Origin of the sequence: Methylovulum psychrotolerans, from assembly GCF_002209385.1 — a bacterium.
In the GTDB taxonomy this organism is placed as follows: domain Bacteria; phylum Pseudomonadota; class Gammaproteobacteria; order Methylococcales; family Methylomonadaceae; genus Methylovulum; species Methylovulum psychrotolerans.
Window position 1 is genome coordinate 1,042,790 of sequence record NZ_CP022129.1, and the last position, 17,415, is coordinate 1,060,204.

At 52.3% G+C, this 17,415-nt stretch carries 18 protein-coding genes; 13 read left to right on the forward strand and 5 right to left on the reverse strand.

Annotated elements, in window-relative coordinates; translation table 11 throughout:
- Positions 1-2: 2 nt before the first annotated feature.
- The 4 genes from CEK71_RS04550 to ccmB all read left to right on the forward strand — a co-directional run bounded on the left by CEK71_RS04550 (position 3) and on the right by ccmB (position 3,579).
- Entirely contained in the window at positions 3-698 is a 696-nt protein-coding gene (locus tag CEK71_RS04550) for a response regulator (RefSeq protein ID WP_088618273.1), read from the forward strand.
- 843 nt (positions 699-1,541) lie between these two features.
- A complete protein-coding gene (gene rlmB / locus CEK71_RS04555; protein ID WP_088618274.1) occupies positions 1,542-2,285 on the forward strand; it encodes a 23S rRNA (guanosine(2251)-2'-O)-methyltransferase RlmB in 744 nt (247 codons plus the stop codon).
- Positions 2,282-2,905 (forward strand): cytochrome c biogenesis heme-transporting ATPase CcmA, encoded by a 624-nt coding sequence (ccmA, locus tag CEK71_RS04560; RefSeq protein WP_088618275.1) that lies wholly within the window; start codon positions 2,282-2,284, stop codon positions 2,903-2,905. Before rlmB ends, ccmA begins: the two co-directional genes overlap by 4 nt.
- The gene (gene ccmB, locus CEK71_RS04565; protein ID WP_088618276.1) at positions 2,905-3,579 is read left to right on the forward strand and encodes a heme exporter protein CcmB; all 675 of its coding nucleotides are present in this window, start codon (positions 2,905-2,907) and stop codon (positions 3,577-3,579) included. Before ccmA ends, ccmB begins: the two co-directional genes overlap by 1 nt.
- Positions 3,580-3,625: 46 nt before the next feature.
- On the opposite strand, the gene CEK71_RS04570 is transcribed toward ccmB, so the two are convergent.
- Positions 3,626-4,375, reverse strand: coding sequence for a hypothetical protein (locus CEK71_RS04570; RefSeq protein ID WP_088618277.1), 750 nt, complete (start codon positions 4,373-4,375; stop codon positions 3,626-3,628).
- Between the two features lie 335 nt (positions 4,376-4,710).
- Between CEK71_RS04570 and CEK71_RS04575 the strand changes: the two genes are divergently transcribed.
- From CEK71_RS04575 to CEK71_RS04615, 9 genes are all read left to right on the forward strand, one after another.
- The gene (locus CEK71_RS04575; protein ID WP_088618278.1) at positions 4,711-5,604 is read left to right on the forward strand and encodes a hypothetical protein; all 894 of its coding nucleotides are present in this window, start codon (positions 4,711-4,713) and stop codon (positions 5,602-5,604) included.
- A gap of 122 nt (positions 5,605-5,726) precedes the next feature.
- Positions 5,727-6,491: a heme ABC transporter permease gene (locus tag CEK71_RS04580; protein WP_088618279.1), complete on the forward strand. Its 765-nt coding sequence runs from the start codon at positions 5,727-5,729 to the stop codon at positions 6,489-6,491.
- Positions 6,488-6,652, forward strand: a complete 165-nt coding sequence (gene ccmD / locus CEK71_RS04585) for a heme exporter protein CcmD (protein WP_088618280.1) — start codon at positions 6,488-6,490, stop codon at positions 6,650-6,652. Before CEK71_RS04580 ends, ccmD begins: the two co-directional genes overlap by 4 nt.
- A 7-nt stretch (positions 6,653-6,659) precedes the next feature.
- A complete protein-coding gene (gene ccmE / locus CEK71_RS04590) occupies positions 6,660-7,094 on the forward strand; it encodes a cytochrome c maturation protein CcmE (RefSeq protein ID WP_088618281.1) in 435 nt (144 codons plus the stop codon).
- A gap of 14 nt (positions 7,095-7,108) precedes the next feature.
- A complete protein-coding gene (locus tag CEK71_RS04595) occupies positions 7,109-7,315 on the forward strand; it encodes a DUF2283 domain-containing protein (RefSeq protein ID WP_088618282.1) in 207 nt (68 codons plus the stop codon).
- Positions 7,316-7,435: 120 nt separating this feature from the next.
- Positions 7,436-8,812, forward strand: a complete 1,377-nt coding sequence (locus tag CEK71_RS04600; protein ID WP_088618283.1) for a DUF3696 domain-containing protein — start codon at positions 7,436-7,438, stop codon at positions 8,810-8,812.
- 3 nt (positions 8,813-8,815) lie between these two features.
- A complete protein-coding gene (locus tag CEK71_RS04605) occupies positions 8,816-9,289 on the forward strand; it encodes a hypothetical protein (RefSeq protein WP_088618284.1) in 474 nt (157 codons plus the stop codon).
- Positions 9,290-9,385: 96 nt separating this feature from the next.
- Positions 9,386-9,694 (forward strand): hypothetical protein, encoded by a 309-nt coding sequence (locus CEK71_RS04610; RefSeq protein WP_088618285.1) that lies wholly within the window; start codon positions 9,386-9,388, stop codon positions 9,692-9,694.
- A 131-nt stretch (positions 9,695-9,825) separates the two neighbouring features.
- Positions 9,826-11,763 carry a heme lyase CcmF/NrfE family subunit gene (locus CEK71_RS04615; RefSeq protein ID WP_088618286.1) on the forward strand — a complete coding sequence of 646 codons (1,938 nt, stop codon included), beginning with the start codon at positions 9,826-9,828 and terminating at the stop codon, positions 11,761-11,763.
- A 135-nt stretch (positions 11,764-11,898) separates the two neighbouring features.
- On the opposite strand, the gene dxs is transcribed toward CEK71_RS04615, so the two are convergent.
- The 4 genes from dxs to CEK71_RS04635 are packed head-to-tail and all read right to left on the reverse strand — an operon-like array spanning position 11,899 to position 17,162.
- Positions 11,899-13,761, reverse strand: coding sequence for a 1-deoxy-D-xylulose-5-phosphate synthase (dxs, locus tag CEK71_RS04620; RefSeq protein ID WP_088618287.1), 1,863 nt, complete (start codon positions 13,759-13,761; stop codon positions 11,899-11,901).
- A gap of 2 nt (positions 13,762-13,763) precedes the next feature.
- Entirely contained in the window at positions 13,764-15,410 is a 1,647-nt protein-coding gene (locus tag CEK71_RS04625) for a copper resistance D family protein (protein ID WP_088618288.1), read from the reverse strand.
- Positions 15,411-15,418: 8 nt separating this feature from the next.
- Positions 15,419-15,769 carry a copper resistance CopC family protein gene (locus tag CEK71_RS04630; protein WP_088618289.1) on the reverse strand — a complete coding sequence of 117 codons (351 nt, stop codon included), beginning with the start codon at positions 15,767-15,769 and terminating at the stop codon, positions 15,419-15,421.
- A gap of 1 nt (position 15,770) precedes the next feature.
- Positions 15,771-17,162, reverse strand: a complete 1,392-nt coding sequence (locus tag CEK71_RS04635) for an aspartate aminotransferase family protein (RefSeq protein ID WP_088618290.1) — start codon at positions 17,160-17,162, stop codon at positions 15,771-15,773.
- Positions 17,163-17,415: the final 253 nt, after the last annotated feature.

Below are 17,415 nucleotides of genomic sequence, written 5' to 3' on the forward strand. Positions count from 1 at the left end.
CTATGACCCAGACTAACCCTATTATTGTCATTATTGAAGATGATCCGGCTATCCGCCTATTTTTACGGACGGGTCTGGGGGCCCACGGTTTCAAAGTGTTTGAGGCTGAGCGCGGCCAACAGGGCATCATTGAAGCGGGGGTGCGTAAGCCCGATCTGGTTATTCTTGATCTGGGCTTGCCGGATATGGATGGCGTGGAGGTGATAAAAGCGATCCGCGCCTGGTCGGTTATGCCGATCATTATTTTGTCCGCCCGCAGTGCCGAGCAGCATAAAATAGACGCATTAGATGCCGGAGCCGACGATTATCTGACCAAGCCTTTTGGTTTGGGCGAATTGTTGGCGCGGATACGGGTGGCCTTGCGCCATGCCGTTGGTGGGCCCGCACAGGATGAGGGCGGGGTTTTTGTTACCGGGGCATTAAAAGTGGATTTGCTTAAGCGGCAAGTGAGCATCGATGGGCAAGACATCCACCTTACCCCTATTCAGTACCGGCTCTTAACCCTGCTGATTAAAAATGCGGGCAAGGTTTTGACGCACCAATATATCCTTAAAGAAGTCTGGGGGCCGTCCTATAAGGACAATTCGCATTATTTGCGCATTTATATGAGCCAACTCCGGCAAAAATTGGAGATTGACCCTACGCAACCCCAATATTTGCTGACCGAATCGGGCATCGGTTATCGGCTTAAGGTCTGAACCTGCCCAATAGGGGGCATAAAAGGCCGGATAGGGCGGCTAACACTGCAAAAAAAGTAGTAAGACTGCAAAATTAGTAACAGCATTTTTTGCAGACAGGCTTAGGGTAGGGCAGTTAAAGACGCTGAAAGCCGTTAAAAAAACATAAAATACTTAAAAATCAATTATTTATTTTTTTTGTAAAGTGATGGCATGAAATTCGCTTATATCAATAAGTACCCATCATTGTGTGCAGGATATTTATCCATTTATTTGCCGGAGCTCAGACCATGAAAAAAGAAATGTATCAAGCCGTAGGATTCACCGCCTTATTGGTGGCTTCATCTTTGCCCTTGTCGTTTGTGGCGATGCAGGCGCTTAATTTAGTTTTCGGCATGATTGCCGTCTAATGCTAATCTAAATTCGGGATAAAGTTTACGCCAACAGGCAGGGTTTGCCCTTGGCCAAATTTTATCCCGATGCAAATTGCAAGGCCATGAAACCATGTTTTCCTGGGCCCAAGTGTTCGGCTATCCCGCTAAAAGACTTGCAATAACTGAGTTATCGCAAGAAAATGTCCCCTCATAGAACCCGATTTTTGCAACCCCGCCACCCAAGCCAAACCGCTTGATGAAGCGTAGCAGGCTATCAATGCGTTTAGGGTCTCCTTGCCAAAAAAACAAGCCGGACAGTCAGTATTGAAGACGCTGTTTGCCGTTGGCCTACTAAACCGTCTATGATGCTAGCTTAGGATTGTATAAAGACCACTCAACTTATTCGTATAATGGCCATTTTAAGTCGGCAGACACGTTGCCGCTTGAATAACATCCTGGCACTTAGCGAAGACACTCTTTTTGAACACTCATGAAACCCACCAAACTCTACGGCCTGCATTCGGTGCAAGCGGCTCTTGATTATTCCCCCAAATCCATCAACAAAGCCTGGGTGGATACCCAACGCCAAGATAAGCGCTTGGCGCAAGCACTGGATGCCTTGCTGGATTTAGGCATCGAACCGGAAAAGGTCGAGCGTAAAAAGCTCGACAAACTCGCCGAGGGCAATAACCATCAAGGTATCGTCATTGAAGTGGACATGCCCGGCGAATTGTCCGAGCAGGAACTGAAAACGGCGGTGGAAAACCTCGACAGCACCGCCTTGTTTCTGGTGTTGGATAACGTCCAAGACCCGCACAATCTGGGCGCGTGTTTGCGTACCGCCGATGCCACGGGCGTACACGGGGTAATTATCACGAAGGATAACGCTACGGGCATTACCCCGACCGTGTGCAAAGTCGCTTGTGGGGCGGCGGAGACCGTACCCGTTTATCAAGTCACCAATCTGGCCCGCACCTTGCGCTGGCTGAAAGATCAAGGCGTGTGGGTGATGGGCGCGGCGGGCGAAGCCACCCAAACCGCCTATCAGGCCGATTTTACCGTACCGCTAGCCTTGGTGGTCGGGGCGGAAGAAAAGGGGATGCGCCGCCTGACCCGTGAGCAATGCGATGTGTTGGTCAAACTGCCGATGTTGGGGCAAGTGGACAGCCTGAATTTATCGGTGGCGACCGGGGTGCTGTTGTACGAAGTGATCCGCCAGAGATTAAAGCCATGAGTTTAGCGCGGCCTGTGTCCTTGGTAGCCGAAGGCCTCAGCTGTATCCGTGATGACCGGGTATTGTTCAGCGATTTGGCGTTTCAGGTCACTAATCGCCAAGTTTTGTTATTGGAAGGCCGTAACGGCAGCGGCAAAACCTCGTTATTGCGGATTTTATGCGGTTTCCGCGAACCGGATGCCGGGGAAGTGCGCTGGTGCGGTGAGCCGATTAGCGACGTGCAGTACCGTATTGATATGGCTTATGTCGGGCATTTGGAAGGCATTAAAAAAGAACTGACCGTGCTGGAAAATCTGCATGTCGCGTTGGCTTTGGCACAGGCAGGGGCCTGTAGTATCGGTGCGGCGTTGGCGCGGGTACAGTTGGCGGGTTTTGACGATGTTCCGGCGCAAGCGCTGTCTGCTGGGCAAAAGCGGCGGCTGTCGTTGGCGCGGTTACTGATTACCCATAATGCCTTATGGATATTGGACGAGCCGTTTACCGCCTTGGATAGGCAAGGCATTGCCTTAATTGAGCAATTGATGGCGGAACATTGTGACCAAGGCGGTATGATTGTGTTAACCTCACACCATGAATTAAACTTGCCTACTGTTGACGTACAACGTATCCGCTTAGCCTAATGTCCTTAACTGCCGCTTTTTTTGCTATTATCCGTCGGGATTTAATTTTAGCCTTGCGCCGCCGCTCGGAAATCGCCAATCCGCTGTTCTTTTTTGTCCTGGTCATCACCCTGTTTCCGTTGGGCGTAGGGGCTAGGCCGCAGCTTTTACAGGCGATTGCGCCGGGGATTATCTGGGTGTCGGCGTTATTGGCGGCCATGCTGTCACTGGACAGCCTGTTCCGCTCGGATTTTGATGACGGCTCGTTGGAGCAATTGTTGCTCAGCCCGCATCCGGTGTCGGTGTTGATTTTAGGCAAGGTGTTTGCCCATTGGCTAGTGACAGGTTTGCCTTTATTGCTGATCGCGCCGTTATTGGCGGTGTTTTTAGGGATGCCTAACCAAGCCTTAGGGGTGTTATTGCTGACGCTGTTACTGGGTACGCCGGTGTTAAGCCTGATCGGGGCGATTGGGGTCGCGCTGACCGTGGGGTTGCGGCGCGGCGGGATGATTTTGTCGCTGTTGGTGTTGCCCTTGTATGTGCCGGTGCTGATTTTTGCCAGTAATGCCGTAACGATGGCGGCGACCGGCTTGCCCGTTGTGGCGCAACTGAATATATTGGCGGCGATACTCTTGCTGGCGCTGACCTTAGCCCCGTGGCCGACGGCGGCGGCGTTAAAAATGAGTGTCAGTTAACTGCGGCGGCTCTCTGCCTAAGCAAGCCGCCGCTAGAGGCCGCTAACTACTGGGCGCAATACTGCCAAGTCGGTACCGCTGTTTCGATAGTATAAGGCGTAGAAGGCGAGAGGATAAATTCGCTCGCGCCTTGCTCAGCCGCCCCAGGGGTTTTGCTGGCGTATTTCCAATCGTAAGTATAACCTAAGCCTGTCCAAGGAACATTAGGCGAGTTACGGAAGCTGCCGTAATAGACGTTTTTGTAAAACGCCGGATAGTCCTTAATGTTTTTGACGGTCGGCACCGTGCTGGAAAAGTTCAGGTTACAGCTACTGTCGTTGGTTTCGGGGTCAACACAAGGGCGGAAGATGTCGCTAGGGTTTACCCACATTTCGACAAACACATCGTAAGACCAATCGGAATCCAAGCCTAAACGCTGTTTCAGGCGATAGTCCAAGTCGGCGGGCGTGGCATTGGGATGGTCTGTTAAGTATTGGTGGCAAAACGCTTGCATTTTCGGCGCTAAGGTCACCCAGGTCACAAAGCTTTCGCTAGATGAGGTTTGGGTATAGGGCAACAGGAAGTTTTGGTAACTGCTTTGCGATTTCCAAGTGACGACCTTAATTAAGGTCTTATCGGCATTCCAGACCAAGGTGTTATTGTCTGGGGAGATCACGTCAAGGTTAGTGACCAGTTCGCTGGCTTCGGGCAGGGCGGCATCGCGGTTAGCCACGTTGTATTTGACGGGCGGGGTTGCCAAAGCGGTTTGGGCAACCAGCGCGGCTAGCAGGGCGGACAGCAATAAGGATTTTTTCATCGGACAGTCTCCAATTATAATGGAAAATAAGGTGCATAAAATTCATAGGTAAAGAATTTCTTTGCTAGGATAATGAAAAGCCCCGGCTATTTCTATGAACTATTACCATTTTGCCGATTTTTTTAATGCTTTTTGCCATCACGCATAAAAAAACGCCCTTACCCATAGGGGCAGCAAAAGATGGGCGGGGCGACAGGTTGTCGGGCTATTTTGTCGTACCCTTGAGTGATGTTAGCCCGGCCATAATGATAAAAAACATAAATAATGCGCTTTAACCCGCGTAGATTAGCTGCGCACCCACATACCTTAATAACATTGATCTGGAGCAACGTATTATGGCATCATCGAAATACCTGTCGATTTTCTCCCCTGCGACCCCACAGCAACGCCAAGAGAACTTTGCCGATTATTGGCAATTCACCCAACACCACGGCGGCGAACTGTTCGAGGCCGAGCGGGATTTGGCGAAAAAACGCGCTAAGCTACAGGCGTTTAAAGACAACCCCGTTAGCTTGCGTACACCCTTAGCGAATCCTGATGTCTTTTACCGCAATTATATCGAGATGCAGGACGATCCTAAGTCTTTAGACCGGATGACGTTAATGCTCACCAGTATGTACAAGTTCGCCCGCCATGAATGGGTCGGCATTAAAGGTGCGTGGGATGTGGTGCCGGACATGGCGAATTCGCACAGTGTCGAAGATAAGATTAGCCGCGTCCATTTGGCGGAAGAATTTTGCCATTGGCGCTTATTTGATGAAATGCTCCGTACTTGCGGCTTAGATAAAGTCGAATGGGTGCCGTTAACCCCGTTTAAGGAATGGGTTTACGAGCAATTCCCAAAAGTGCCGGGCATTTTTATGGACCCCCCTGCCTTTGTCACCGAACTGATGGGCGTGACCTATTATTTCCACCTGCACCGTTTGTTTGATGACGTGCTGGCGGACGAGCCGGAAGTGCGCCAGCGCCTGCATGAGTTGCTGGACGAAATCACCATTGACGAAATCGCCCATGTCGGCCAACGCCGTAACTTTATCGGCCCTATCGGCATGAAAGCCTCAAAATGGATGGTGCGGCCTTTATATAAACTGTTTTTTGCCGACATCCCCGAAGTGGCGGAGCTATTTGATGTCGAGCAAATGGTTAAAGACGGTGAAGCGTTTGATTTTAATGAAGTGCCGGAGTATATGGTCGAGCAGAGCTGGATACCTTCATACTGCAAAGCCTGAATAAAGCCGCACTGACACCCGAAAGGTTCAAAGTAAACCGAGTGTTTGCTTTGAACCTTTCTTAGTTTTGTGGGTAATACGTTTTTGTGGATGACCTTTCTTTTTAAAACACCTTAATTTATATGTTTCTAATTCCTGATCCGGTCGGCAGATTCTTTCATCGTATGGCCTCCCCCCCGCATTTCTACGCATTGACTGAAAAGCTGATGCCGTGGTTGGTAGGGATATTTTTAATCTTACTGGCCTGCGGCCTGTACGGTGGCCTATATCTGGCCCCACCCGATTACCAACAAGGCGACAGCTACCGGATTATTTATATCCATGTCCCTAGTGCCTGGATGTCGCTGTTTATTTATATCGTCATGGCGGTCACGGGGGCAATCGGTTTGGTTTGGCGCATTAAGCTGGCGGAAATCGTCGCTATCAGTAGTGCCTCGGTCGGGGCGAGTTTTACTTTTATCGCCTTGGTGACCGGGTCTTTATGGGGCAAACCCATGTGGGGGACGTGGTGGGTGTGGGATGCGCGGCTAACTTCCGAATTGGTGCTGTTGTTTTTGTACTTGGGCGTGATCGGCCTGTACAATGCTATTGATGACAAACGCACCGCCTCCAAAGCCGTGGCGATTTTGGCCTTGGTCGGTGTCGTCAACATTCCGATTATCCATTATTCGGTAGAATGGTGGAGTACCCTGCATCAAGGCCCTACCGTCACGAAAATGGACAAACCGTCCATCCATGTCACGATGTTAGTGCCCTTATTGCTGATGGCGGTGGCGTTTAAATTCTATTATGTCATTGCTATGCTGCAACGGGCGCGGCTGGAGCTGCTGCAACGCGAGCGCACCGCCAACTGGGTCAAAAAACTGCTGACGGAGCCGACACCATGAATTTGCAAGAATTTTTCGCCATGGGCGGTTACGCCTTTTATGTGTGGACGGCCTACGGCATCTGCTTTGTGGTGTTGCTCGCCAACATCATCTTACCGATTATCCAGCGCAAACGCTTGTTACGGCACTTGGCGCTGAAACAAAAACGCCATAATTTATAAGCCTATTATGAAACCTGTAAGACGACAACGTTTAATCCTGATTGCCTTAATGGTCGTAGGCGCGGGTCTGGCGGCCGCCTTCGCGCTGAAATCCTTTAACGAAAATCTGATGTACTTTTTTTCCACCACCGATGTCAGCGCCGGCAAAGCCCCCCAAGACGCGCTGTTCCGCTTAGGCGGCATGGTCGTAAAAGGCTCGGTCGAACGCCCCGGCGATGGCCTGATGGTGCGCTTTAAACTGACCGATTTCAGCAAAGAAGTCACTGTAGAATACACTGGCATCTTGCCGGATCTGTTCCGCGAAGGCCAAGGCATCGTCGCCAACGGTAAGTTAGACGGGCGCGGCGTGTTTGTCGCCGAAGAAGTGCTGGCGAAGCATGATGAGAATTACATGCCGCCGGAGGTTAAGGCGAGTTTGAAAAAGCAGGTTGAGGGTAAGTAAGGGCGGGGCAATTTATGACGCATCCTAAAATGACGTATTTCCCTGACCAAGATGTGATTCATTTGGCGATTACAGACGAAGACGAAGCGGGGAGTATGGCATTAAGCCCTGATATTACCGCTGAACTGAATGCTGATGGCGATTTGATTGGCATAGAAATTTTAAAGGCCAGTGCGTTTTTAAGGGATGTTATTCTTGAACGTTACCCAAGGAATGGGTAGGAAATAATTCAGGCAAACGCTAAAGAGTACGGATATTGGAGCGCGGGCATCTTGCCCGCTCTTGCGGGCAAGATGCCCGCGCTCCAAATAAGCAATTCACTTTAACTACGATACGCCACGATGCTAACCGAATTATATGTTACAAATTTTAAGGCCTGGAAAGAGTTGGATATTCGGCTAGGGCGTGTTACTGGTTTATTTGGTACAAACAGTTCGGGTAAAACCAGCATCTTGCAATTTTTGTTGCTGTTAAAGCAAACTAAAAATGCGACAGATAGCGGGATAGTTTTAGATTTAGGTAGCCAAGGCCAGTTGGTTAATTTGGGTACGTTTAAGGATTTGATTTATGGGCATGAAGAAAGCTTGCCTTTAGCATGGAATATAAAATGGAAACTAGATGAGGCGTCAACTCTTTTTAAAAAGAGACTTTTACTAGGAATCGAAAGCGACGCTATTGATTTAGAAACAAAGGCTGCGGTTGTATTTAAAGATAAAGAAATGAAAATGCATCTTTTAAGCTATCGTTTTGACGATTTTTATTTTGAAATACAGCTAAAATATGAAGGCTATGAGTTTCATGCTTATGAAAGCAATCTCATTAGAGCGAATACGGTGTCTGGAAATCAAGATAAACAGATGTATCCTAGAAAAACCCATTTATTCCCTAGCAAGACTTATTTATATAATGATGGAGTGACGGTTGAGCATAACGTTAAATTAAGCATGATTTTATCTATTATCGAGTCTGCATACGAAGATATGATGGATCAAATCTACTACCTTGGCCCGTTACGCGAATATCCAAAAAGAGACTATCAGTGGTCAGGTTCAGGGCCTATGGATGTGGGTTATCGTGGCGAAGGGACGATTAATGCCATATTAGCCGCGACTTTTCGCGGTGAAACCCGCACCTTAAACGATACAGATGAGCCTAAGCCTTTTCAAGAAATCATCGCCTATTGGCTGAAACAATTAGGGCTGATCCATACCTTTGCCATTAAAGAACTTGCCGAAGGTTCTAGCTTATATCGGGTGATTGTCAAACGCGATCCAGAAAGCCCAGAAGCGTTTTTGACTGATGTCGGTTTCGGCGTTTCCCAAATATTACCCGCCCTAGTCTTGCTTTATTATGTGCCAGAAGGCAGCACGGTATTAATGGAACAACCGGAAATCCACTTACACCCTTCGGTGCAAAGCGGTCTTGCCGATGTGATTTTACAAGTGGCGCAACACCGCAATATTCAGGTGATTGTCGAAAGCCATAGCGAACATTTGTTAAGGCGTTTCCAGCGGCGTGTTGCCGAAGCGCACTATCCTGCCGAAGACATAAAACTGTATTTTTGCGCCAATAACGGCGGCAAAGCGACCTTAGCCGATTTAGATATTGATGAATTCGGCGATATCAGAAATTGGCCAGACAACTTTTTTGGTGATGAAATGGCGGAAATTGCCGCCACCCGTACCGCCGCATTAAAACGTAAAATGCAGGCCGTTTAGCCGATGCCGGAAAAACTCGTCATCGACACCAATGTGGCGATCAGCGCGAACGGTGTCAACACCCACGCCTCTTTGGCTTGCCAATGGGCGTGTATCAAGCTATTGCAAGATTGTAAAAACCGACAAATTGCCATTGATAAACCCGGATTAATCATGGACGAGTATCAAAGGCATTTAAGCTACGCAGGCCAGCCAGGAGTCGGCGATATGTTTTTTAAATATCTGCATGATAACCAATACAGCACCCATAATATCCTTATGGTTAACATCACCTCATCCGATGATGACCGTAAGGGCTTTACTGAATTGCCCGACAATCACCTGGATATGTCAGACCGTAAATTTTTAGCCACGGCTGTGGTGGCTAAAGCCACGCTAGTTAATGCCACTGATAGCGATTGGACGGAACAGTCCGGCTTACTGGATGACTTAGGCATTGCCATTAAACAACTGTGTCCCGAACATAGTTGTAAGTGACCGCATACCTCACAAGGCATATAAGGGATTATCGGCAAAAATGAATAATACGCTTCTGCCTAAGCCAAAATACCTCTGGGTTCCTATCGGTATGGCATGGTCAATGGTATCTATGCGTCCAGAAGCGTTCTGTCTGAGCGTGCTTTTGCTGATAACGCTGAGTTTGCCGACGTTCCGCCGCAAGGCTGGGCTGCTAGGTATTATAGGGGATTGCTCGCCTTGTTGCCTTTTTCGCCGATAGGGATTACCGCAACCGATGCGCCCGCCCCGCCTAAGCTTATCGAGTGCTGCCCTGGAATGCCGTTACGGTATAGGCAAGCGAAAGCGGCTGCACAACGCGGGGAATGTGTGTTCTGCTCCGACATTATCATGGGGTTTGCGGCAAAATACTATCTGGTTTGGTAACTTCTGACTGAGATAACAACGGCGGCACACAAAATCTCTACGATAGTTGGTATGATATAAACGGCTGCCCTTGATAGTTACCTAGCCCTCCAAATCCTAAACTCATTTAAAAACGACGACTTGCAAACGACATGATCCCAGAACTAGGCCACTTTTCCCTCATCCTCGCCCTGTGTATGGCACTGGTGCTAGGCACGTTACCCATCATCGGCGCATTCCGGGGCCAAGCGGGGTGGTTGGCGGTGGCGCGGCCCGCCGCTTTTGCGCAACTCTTATTCGTTGCCATTGCTTACGGCTGTTTGACCTATAGCTGCATTATCCACGATTTTTCCGTAGCTTATATCGCCCATAATTCCAATACCGCGTTACCGTTTTTATACCTCGTTTCCGGGGTGTGGGGGGCCCATGAAGGCTCTTTGCTGTTATGGGCGTTGGTGCTGGCGTGTTGGACAGGTTTGGTGGCGCAGTTCAGCAAAACCATCCCCGAAGCCACGGTGGCGCGGGTGTTGGGAGTGATGGGCTTGGTGTCCATCGGCTTCTTGCTGTTTTTACTGCTCACCTCCAACCCATTCGAGCGCTTGTTTCCCGCGCCCCTAGAAGGCCGCGACTTAAACCCGTTGCTGCAAGACCCCGGTTTGGCGATCCATCCGCCGATGCTGTATATGGGCTATGTCGGCTTTTCGGTGGCGTTTGCCTTTGCCATCGCCGCTCTGCTAGAAGGCCGCTTAGATGCCGCTTGGGCACGCTGGTCGCGGCCTTGGACGAATATGGCTTGGACGTTTTTGACCTTAGGCATTGCCTTGGGCAGTTGGTGGGCGTATTACGAACTGGGCTGGGGCGGCTGGTGGTTTTGGGATCCGGTCGAAAACGCCTCCTTTATGCCTTGGCTGGTCGGTACGGCGTTAATGCACTCACTGGCAGCGACCGAAAAGCGCGGCGTGTTTAAGACTTGGACGGTATTATTGGCGATTTTTGCCTTTTCTTTAAGCCTGTTAGGCACCTTCCTAGTGCGTTCCGGCGTGTTGACTTCTGTCCACGCCTTCGCCAGCGACCCGACCCGTGGCTTGTTTGTCCTGATCTTCTTGGCTATCGTCGTCGGCGGCTCCTTATTGCTGTACGCCATCCGCGCCCCATACGTCAAAAGCAGCGCGACTTTTGAGCTGGTCTCTAAAGAATCGGCGATTTTATTAAATAATGTCTTACTGGTAGTCACCGCCTCCAGCATTTTGCTGGGGACGCTGTACCCGCTGGTCATTGACGCGCTGGGCTTGGGGAAAATCTCCGTGGGCCCACCGTATTTTAACGCCGTGTTTATCCCCCTGATGGCACCTTTGTCGGTAGCGGTTGGGGTCGGCGTATTGCTGCGTTGGAAAAAAGACAGCTTGGCGGCGTTGGGTTTGCGCTTGCGTTGGATTATCGGCGGCTGTGCCGCAGGTGGCTTGGCCCTGCCCTTGCTGATGCCGTTTTATTCCTGGGGAGCGGCTTTGGGGTTAACCTTGGCCTTATGGACAGTCGCCATTGCCGTTTTGGCCTTTAGCGAGCGTTTGGGCGTTAAAGGCTTGTCTTGGCAGCGGTTGGTTGCGATTCCGGCGGGCTTTTACGGCATGACCATCGCCCATTTAGGGATAGCCGTGTTCGTGGTCGGCATTACCTTAACATCGGTGTATAGCGTCGAAAAAGACGTGCGCCTTGCGCCTGAGGAAACCCTGGATATGTCGGGGTATATTTTTAAGTTCCACGGGGTCAAAGAAACTCAAGGCGCGAATTACGTTGCCCAACAAGCCTTTATCACCGTCAGCCATAACGGCCAGCAAATTGCCCAGTTGGAACCGCAAAAACGTGTTTATCAGGTGCAGACTATGCCCATGACCGAAGCGGCGATTGATGCCGGGCTGTTCCGGGATTTATTTGTCGCCATCGGCGAACCGCTAGGCGACGGCGGCGCGTGGAGCTTGCGGATTTATTATAAATCCTTCATCCGTTGGATTTGGTTGGGGGCGATATTTATGGCCGTGGGCGGTTTGTGCGCGGCTTGTGACCGGCGTTATCGGGTGACTAAAACCGTTTAGGGAGAGCAGATCCTGGCTTAGCCACCGCTCCCTTCGGCTTCGCTCAGGGAACGAGGCTTCGCTCAAGTAACGGGATACCCCCCGCTCCCTGAGCGAAGTCGAAGGGGAGGGCGTGTCAGGCAGATATACCTCGCCCTATTGTCCGTCAAACGCCCGGATGCTGGCCAAAATCCCCGCGACATCCAAGCCGCACAAGGCCAGCAATTCCTCGCGGGTGCCCTGTTCGACGAAGCTGTCGGGCAGGCCGAGGTTGAGGACGGGCTTGAGCTGTTTGCGCGCTTGCAGGAGCAGGTTGACGGCGCTGCCCGCGCCGCCGGACAGGACGTTTTCTTCCAGGGTGACCAGCAGGTCGTGGCTGGCGGCCAGTTCCAAGATTAAGGCCTCGTCCAGCGGTTTGACGAAGCGCATGTTGGCGACGGTCGCGCCCAAGGCTTCGGCGGCGGCGAGGGCGGGCGTGACCAAACTGCCCCAGGCGAGCAGGGCGATGCGCTGGCCGTGGCGGCGGATTTCGCCCTTGCCGATGGCCAGGGTGTCCAGCCCCGGCTGCACCGCCGTGCCGGGGCCTTTGCCGCGCGGGTAGCGCACGGCGGCGGGGCCGGGGTGCAAAAACCCGGTGCTGAGCATCTGCCGGCATTCGTTCTCGTCGGCGGGGGCCATGACCACCAGGTTGGGGATGCAGGCCAGGTAGCTGTGGTCGAAGCTGCCCGCGTGGGTGGGCCCGTCGGGGCCCACCAGCCCGGCACGGTCGAGGGCGAACAGCACGTCGAGGTTTTGCAGGGCGACATCGTGGATGAGCTGGTCGTAGCCGCGTTGCAGGAAGGTCGAGTAGATGGCGACCACGGGCTTGGCGCCTTCGCAGGCCTGCCCGGCGGCGAGGGTGACGGCGTGCTGTTCGGCGATGGCGACGTCAAAGTAGCGCTCGGGGTATTGCTGGGAGAATTTGACCAGCCCGGAGCCTTCGCGCATCGCGGGGGTGATGCCGAGCAGGCGGCTGTCCTGCGCGGCCATGTCGCACAGCCAGTTGCCGAACACTTCGGTGTAGGACGGGTGCGGCGAGGGCGCGGACTTGGGCAGGCATTCCTTGCCGGGGTCGAAGGCGGGCACGCCGTGGTAGGCCAGCGGGTCTTTCTCGGCGGGCGGGTAGCCTTTGCCCTTTTTGGTGACGATGTGCAAAAACCGCGGCCCCTGGATGTGCTTGAGGTTCTCCAGCGTACCGACCAGGCTGTCCACGTCGTGGCCGTCGATGGGGCCGATGTAGTTGAAGCCCAGCTCCTCGAACAGCGTCCCCGGCACGATCATGCCCTTGACGTGCTCTTCGGTGCGCCGCGCCAATTCCCACACCGTCGGCATCTTGCTCAGCACCTTCTTGCTCTCCTCGCGCACCGACGAATACAAACGGCTGGTCAGCACCTTGGACAGGTAGTTGTTCATCGCCCCGACGTTCGGGGAGATGGACATGTCGTTGTCGTTAAGGATGACCAACAAATTCGCGTCGATGGACCCGGCATGGTTCATGGCCTCGAAGGCCATGCCCCCGGTGATGCTGCCGTCGCCGATGATGGCGACCATCTGGCGGTCCTCGCCCTTCAGGCGGGCGGCGATCGCCATGCCCAACGCCGCGCTGATCGAAGTGCTCGAATGCCCCACCCCGAACGCGTCGTACTCGCTCTCGCTGCGGTTCGGGAACGCGCAGATGCCGTCGCGGCTGCGGATCGTCGTCATCCGCCCCTTGCGCCCGGTCAGGATCTTATGCGGGTAGGCCTGGTGGCCGACATCCCAGACCAGCTTGTCCGACGGGGTGTCGAACACATAATGCAGCGCCACGGTCAGCTCCACCGTCCCCAGCCCCGCCGAGAAATGCCCCCCCGACACGCTCACCGATTGGGTCAGGAATTCGCGCAGCTCCTTGGCGAGCGGCTTGAGCAGGTCTTTCGGCAGGCGGCGCACATCGGCGGGGCTGGCGATGTCGTCGAGCAGGGGGAATTGTAGTGCGTTCATAATTAGTAAAGGGGTTCGCGGTAAAACATCAGGATAAAGCCAATTTGAAACAGGGCGGCGACTGAAACAAAGCCGGCCAGTTCTTTGCCCGGCGAGTCGAGCTTGAGTTCCAGCCAGCGGCCACAGGCCAAAATCAGGGCAAAAATTCCCATTGTAGTGTGGCCCACCTGGATCAGAAACGCACTTTTGGCTTGGAAACCAATATGGGAATGGGTCAGCAGCATCAGGCCACCGAACGCCGCCAAGACAGGAAACACTAGCGGCAAGGCACTATCGGCATTTTTGGCACGTCGTGCCATCAGCTCAAATATTCCGAGCACCAGCACCAGTAAGGTGGCAATCCGATGTTGTAAGACTTCGCCATTATTGAAAGTGCTTTCCCAAAAGCCGATGGGGCCTAAAGGCCAGGTTTCGGCATCACTACGGAAAAACAGAAAAATCCCTAAGCCGACAAAACCGATGGGCCAATAGCGGCTCAGCGCCAATAGCGGGTGGCTGTGGGCCCATCGGCTGTAGGAAAACATCGCCAACAGACCCATCGCGGTAATGAAAATACCCGAAATATTATGGTTGTAGTTTGACCATTCGGTCGCCGCCAAGGACGGAGTTTGGCCGACAATCGCCACTCGCCCCGCTTCCCCCGCCAGTAAGGCACTATGGGTGGGTGAGGTGGTTTGCGGCCATTGCGGCGTAAATGTCCCTAAGACTTCTTGCCAAGCCGCAGTCAGGTTGGGGATATCAATCGCGGGCGGTTGCGAAGCCAAGCTGGCGGCGGTAAACAATAAGGTCACTAAGATTAAGGCTTCGGCTTCAATATAATAAGGCACCCGTCGGCGTAGCGCGTGCTGGTTGCCGGACAGCAGGAAGTCTGCGACAGCAGTGCGGTTCAGCCAAGCAAACGTTAAGGCCAGCCCTAACAGGATAATCTTGACCATCAATAAGTTGCCGTAGCCTGTACCGACCAAGCCGTTCCACGAGTCGATGTATTGCCAAGCAATCGGTACGCCGGACAGCAAGATGCCGCCCACGGCCAGCCCGCCAAATAAGGAGAAGCGCTTAAGCAACAGCGGCCATAATTCGGCGGCGACAGCTTGGCGGCGTTGCAACTGCCATAGGTTCAAGAGCATAAATACCCCGCCTATCCAAGCGGCGGCGGCCAGTTGATGCAGTACGGTCAAACCCATCAGCAGCAGGCGGTCGTCAAAGCGTCCGGCGGCATGGACGAGCCACGCCCCCGACACCACCATAGGTACAGCCAATAGCCCAGTGTTTTGCCAATGGTCTTCGGAGTCGGGATGGCGGCTTAAATAATAATAGGCATAAGCCGCCACCAATAGGGTCAGGGCGGCACGGATCAGGCCACCGATAAATTGGCTGGTGTCGGCAAATTCAGGGAACGGTGATTTTTCCAGTATCGCCGCCATCAGCCAAATTTTTAAAATAATCTTAAAGCCTTGCGCTGCTGCAAGCCAAAACCCGCCTTGATAAATTAAGCGGATAGTGGTGGCCGCTAAAATAGCCGGGGTGTTGGCCTGTTGCCAAGGGCGCAGCACAAATAGCCCCCATAATAGCCCGCCAATCATCAGCGCGAAGCATATCAGGTCAAACCCGCCAATCAATGAGTCGAGAAAATCTGCAATACCTGCCATAACATAGCCTATGGGGTAACAGAAAAGTGGATGACATCTTCGGTCAAATGCCCGTCGGCGGCAAATACTTTTAGGCGTAGCGCGTAATCGCCCGTTACCAAAGCGGGTATATCAATAATGATCTGACCGCGTTGTGGGCTTTTATGGGTAGCCAACAGCTGATGTTTGTCGCCTTTGCTGACCAGAAAAATTTGCGACAAGGCCAGTTCAATTTTGGAATTGAAGCTTAACTGCACTTGCGCGGGTTGTTGGGCATGGATAGGGGTATGCGCTAGCGAGTCTTGGGTGACCACCGCATGAGCATAAGCCCCTGCGCTGCCCAAGTAAAGTAAACAACAAATAAGCCAATATTTCGTCATATTAGCCGCCTTTTTTACCTTTCAGGGCGTGTCCGGCCAAATTTTTGCCCAAGTCCCAGATCGAACCGGGGACTTGGTGGGTGTCGGCAATGGTCTTGGCGAACGCGCTGATGATATGGTCGCGGTCTTTTTGGGTCAGGGTTAGCGGCGGCAACAGTTTGACCACATTCATACCATGCCCCGCCACTTGGGTCAGGATATGGTGTTCCTTAAACAGCGGGATGGTGATCATCTGGCAGAACAGGCCTTTGTTGGCGGCTTCCAACATCGCCCACGCCGCTTTTAAGGTCAGGCTTTTCGGGGCTTGGAATTCAATGGCGATCATCATGCCCTTGCCCCGCGCTTCTTTTAAAAATTCGTATTGGCCGCTCATGGCATTTAAGCTGTCAATAATGTCCGTACCCACTTTAGCGCAGTTTTCGACCAGTTTTTCTTCTTCCAAGACATGCAAGGTCGCTAAGCCCGCCGCCATCGCCATATTGTTTTTCGAGAAAGTCGAGCCATGCACGACTGCCCTGTCCATGCGGTTATAGACCGTGTCCATGATTTTTTGGGTGATGGCGACCGCGCCGACCGGGACAAAACCGCCGGACAGGGCTTTGGCCATGCAAATCATATCGGGTTGGACTTGCCAATGGTCTACCGCCCAGAATTTACCAGTCCGGCCTAAGCCGGTTTGCACTTCATCGGCGACAAACAGCGTGCCGTATTTTTTGCAGAGGCGCTCCACTTCCGGCAGGTAGTTGTCGTCAGGCAAGTTTACGCCTTTGCCTTGGATAGGCTCGACGATGAAGGCGGCGACATTTTTTTGGCTCAAAGCCGCTTCCAGTGCCGCCAAATCGTTGAACGGGATGGCGCTGCATCCGGGCAATAACGGCCCGAAGCCTTCGCGGAAGATGTTTTCGCCGTTTAGGGACAAAGCACCCATGGTCAGACCATGGTAGCCATGCTCACAAAAGACGATTTTTTCGCGTTTGGTGGTGTAGCGGGCAAATTTGATCGCCGCTTCTACGGCCTCAGTACCCGAATTGCAGAAAAATATCTTGTTGAGGTTTTCTGGCGTAGTTTTTAAGATTTCTTTGCCTAACAGGCCGCTCAGCACCGACACGTCCAATTGCACCAGATTCGGCAATTCTAGGGTGAGAGTTTCTTGCAAGGCTTTTATGACGGTAGGGTGGTTCCGGCCTACCGCAAACACGCCGAAGCCGCTGAGTAAATCCAGATATTCGGTGCCGGTTTGGTCATACAAGTATTGGCCGACCGCGCGTTGGTAATGGCGGTCATAGCCTATGGTCTTTAAGACCCTGACCATTTGATTGTTTAAATATTGCTCATGTAAATCAAACTTATCTGTGCTGTGTTGCGCAAACAGTTCGGCGATGCTGAATGTCATGGGTTGCCTCGAAAGGGTTACGGGGAGCTGTTTGAAAAGCCGTCAACCTAATTAGAGGCTTTTTGACAGGTATGGTTCCCGTGTGTAACCGTGATTAAAAATGCAGGGCCGGCCTAGCCGACCCTATTGCAAGAAATTATAGCTTGTAACCTGCCCGGAAGAAGAGGGCTAGTGGTGTTAATAATGGGTGTTACACAGTCGTTTTCTGGCGATTAAAAAAACCAATTATGAAAAAGCTGGCCCTTTCATTCCT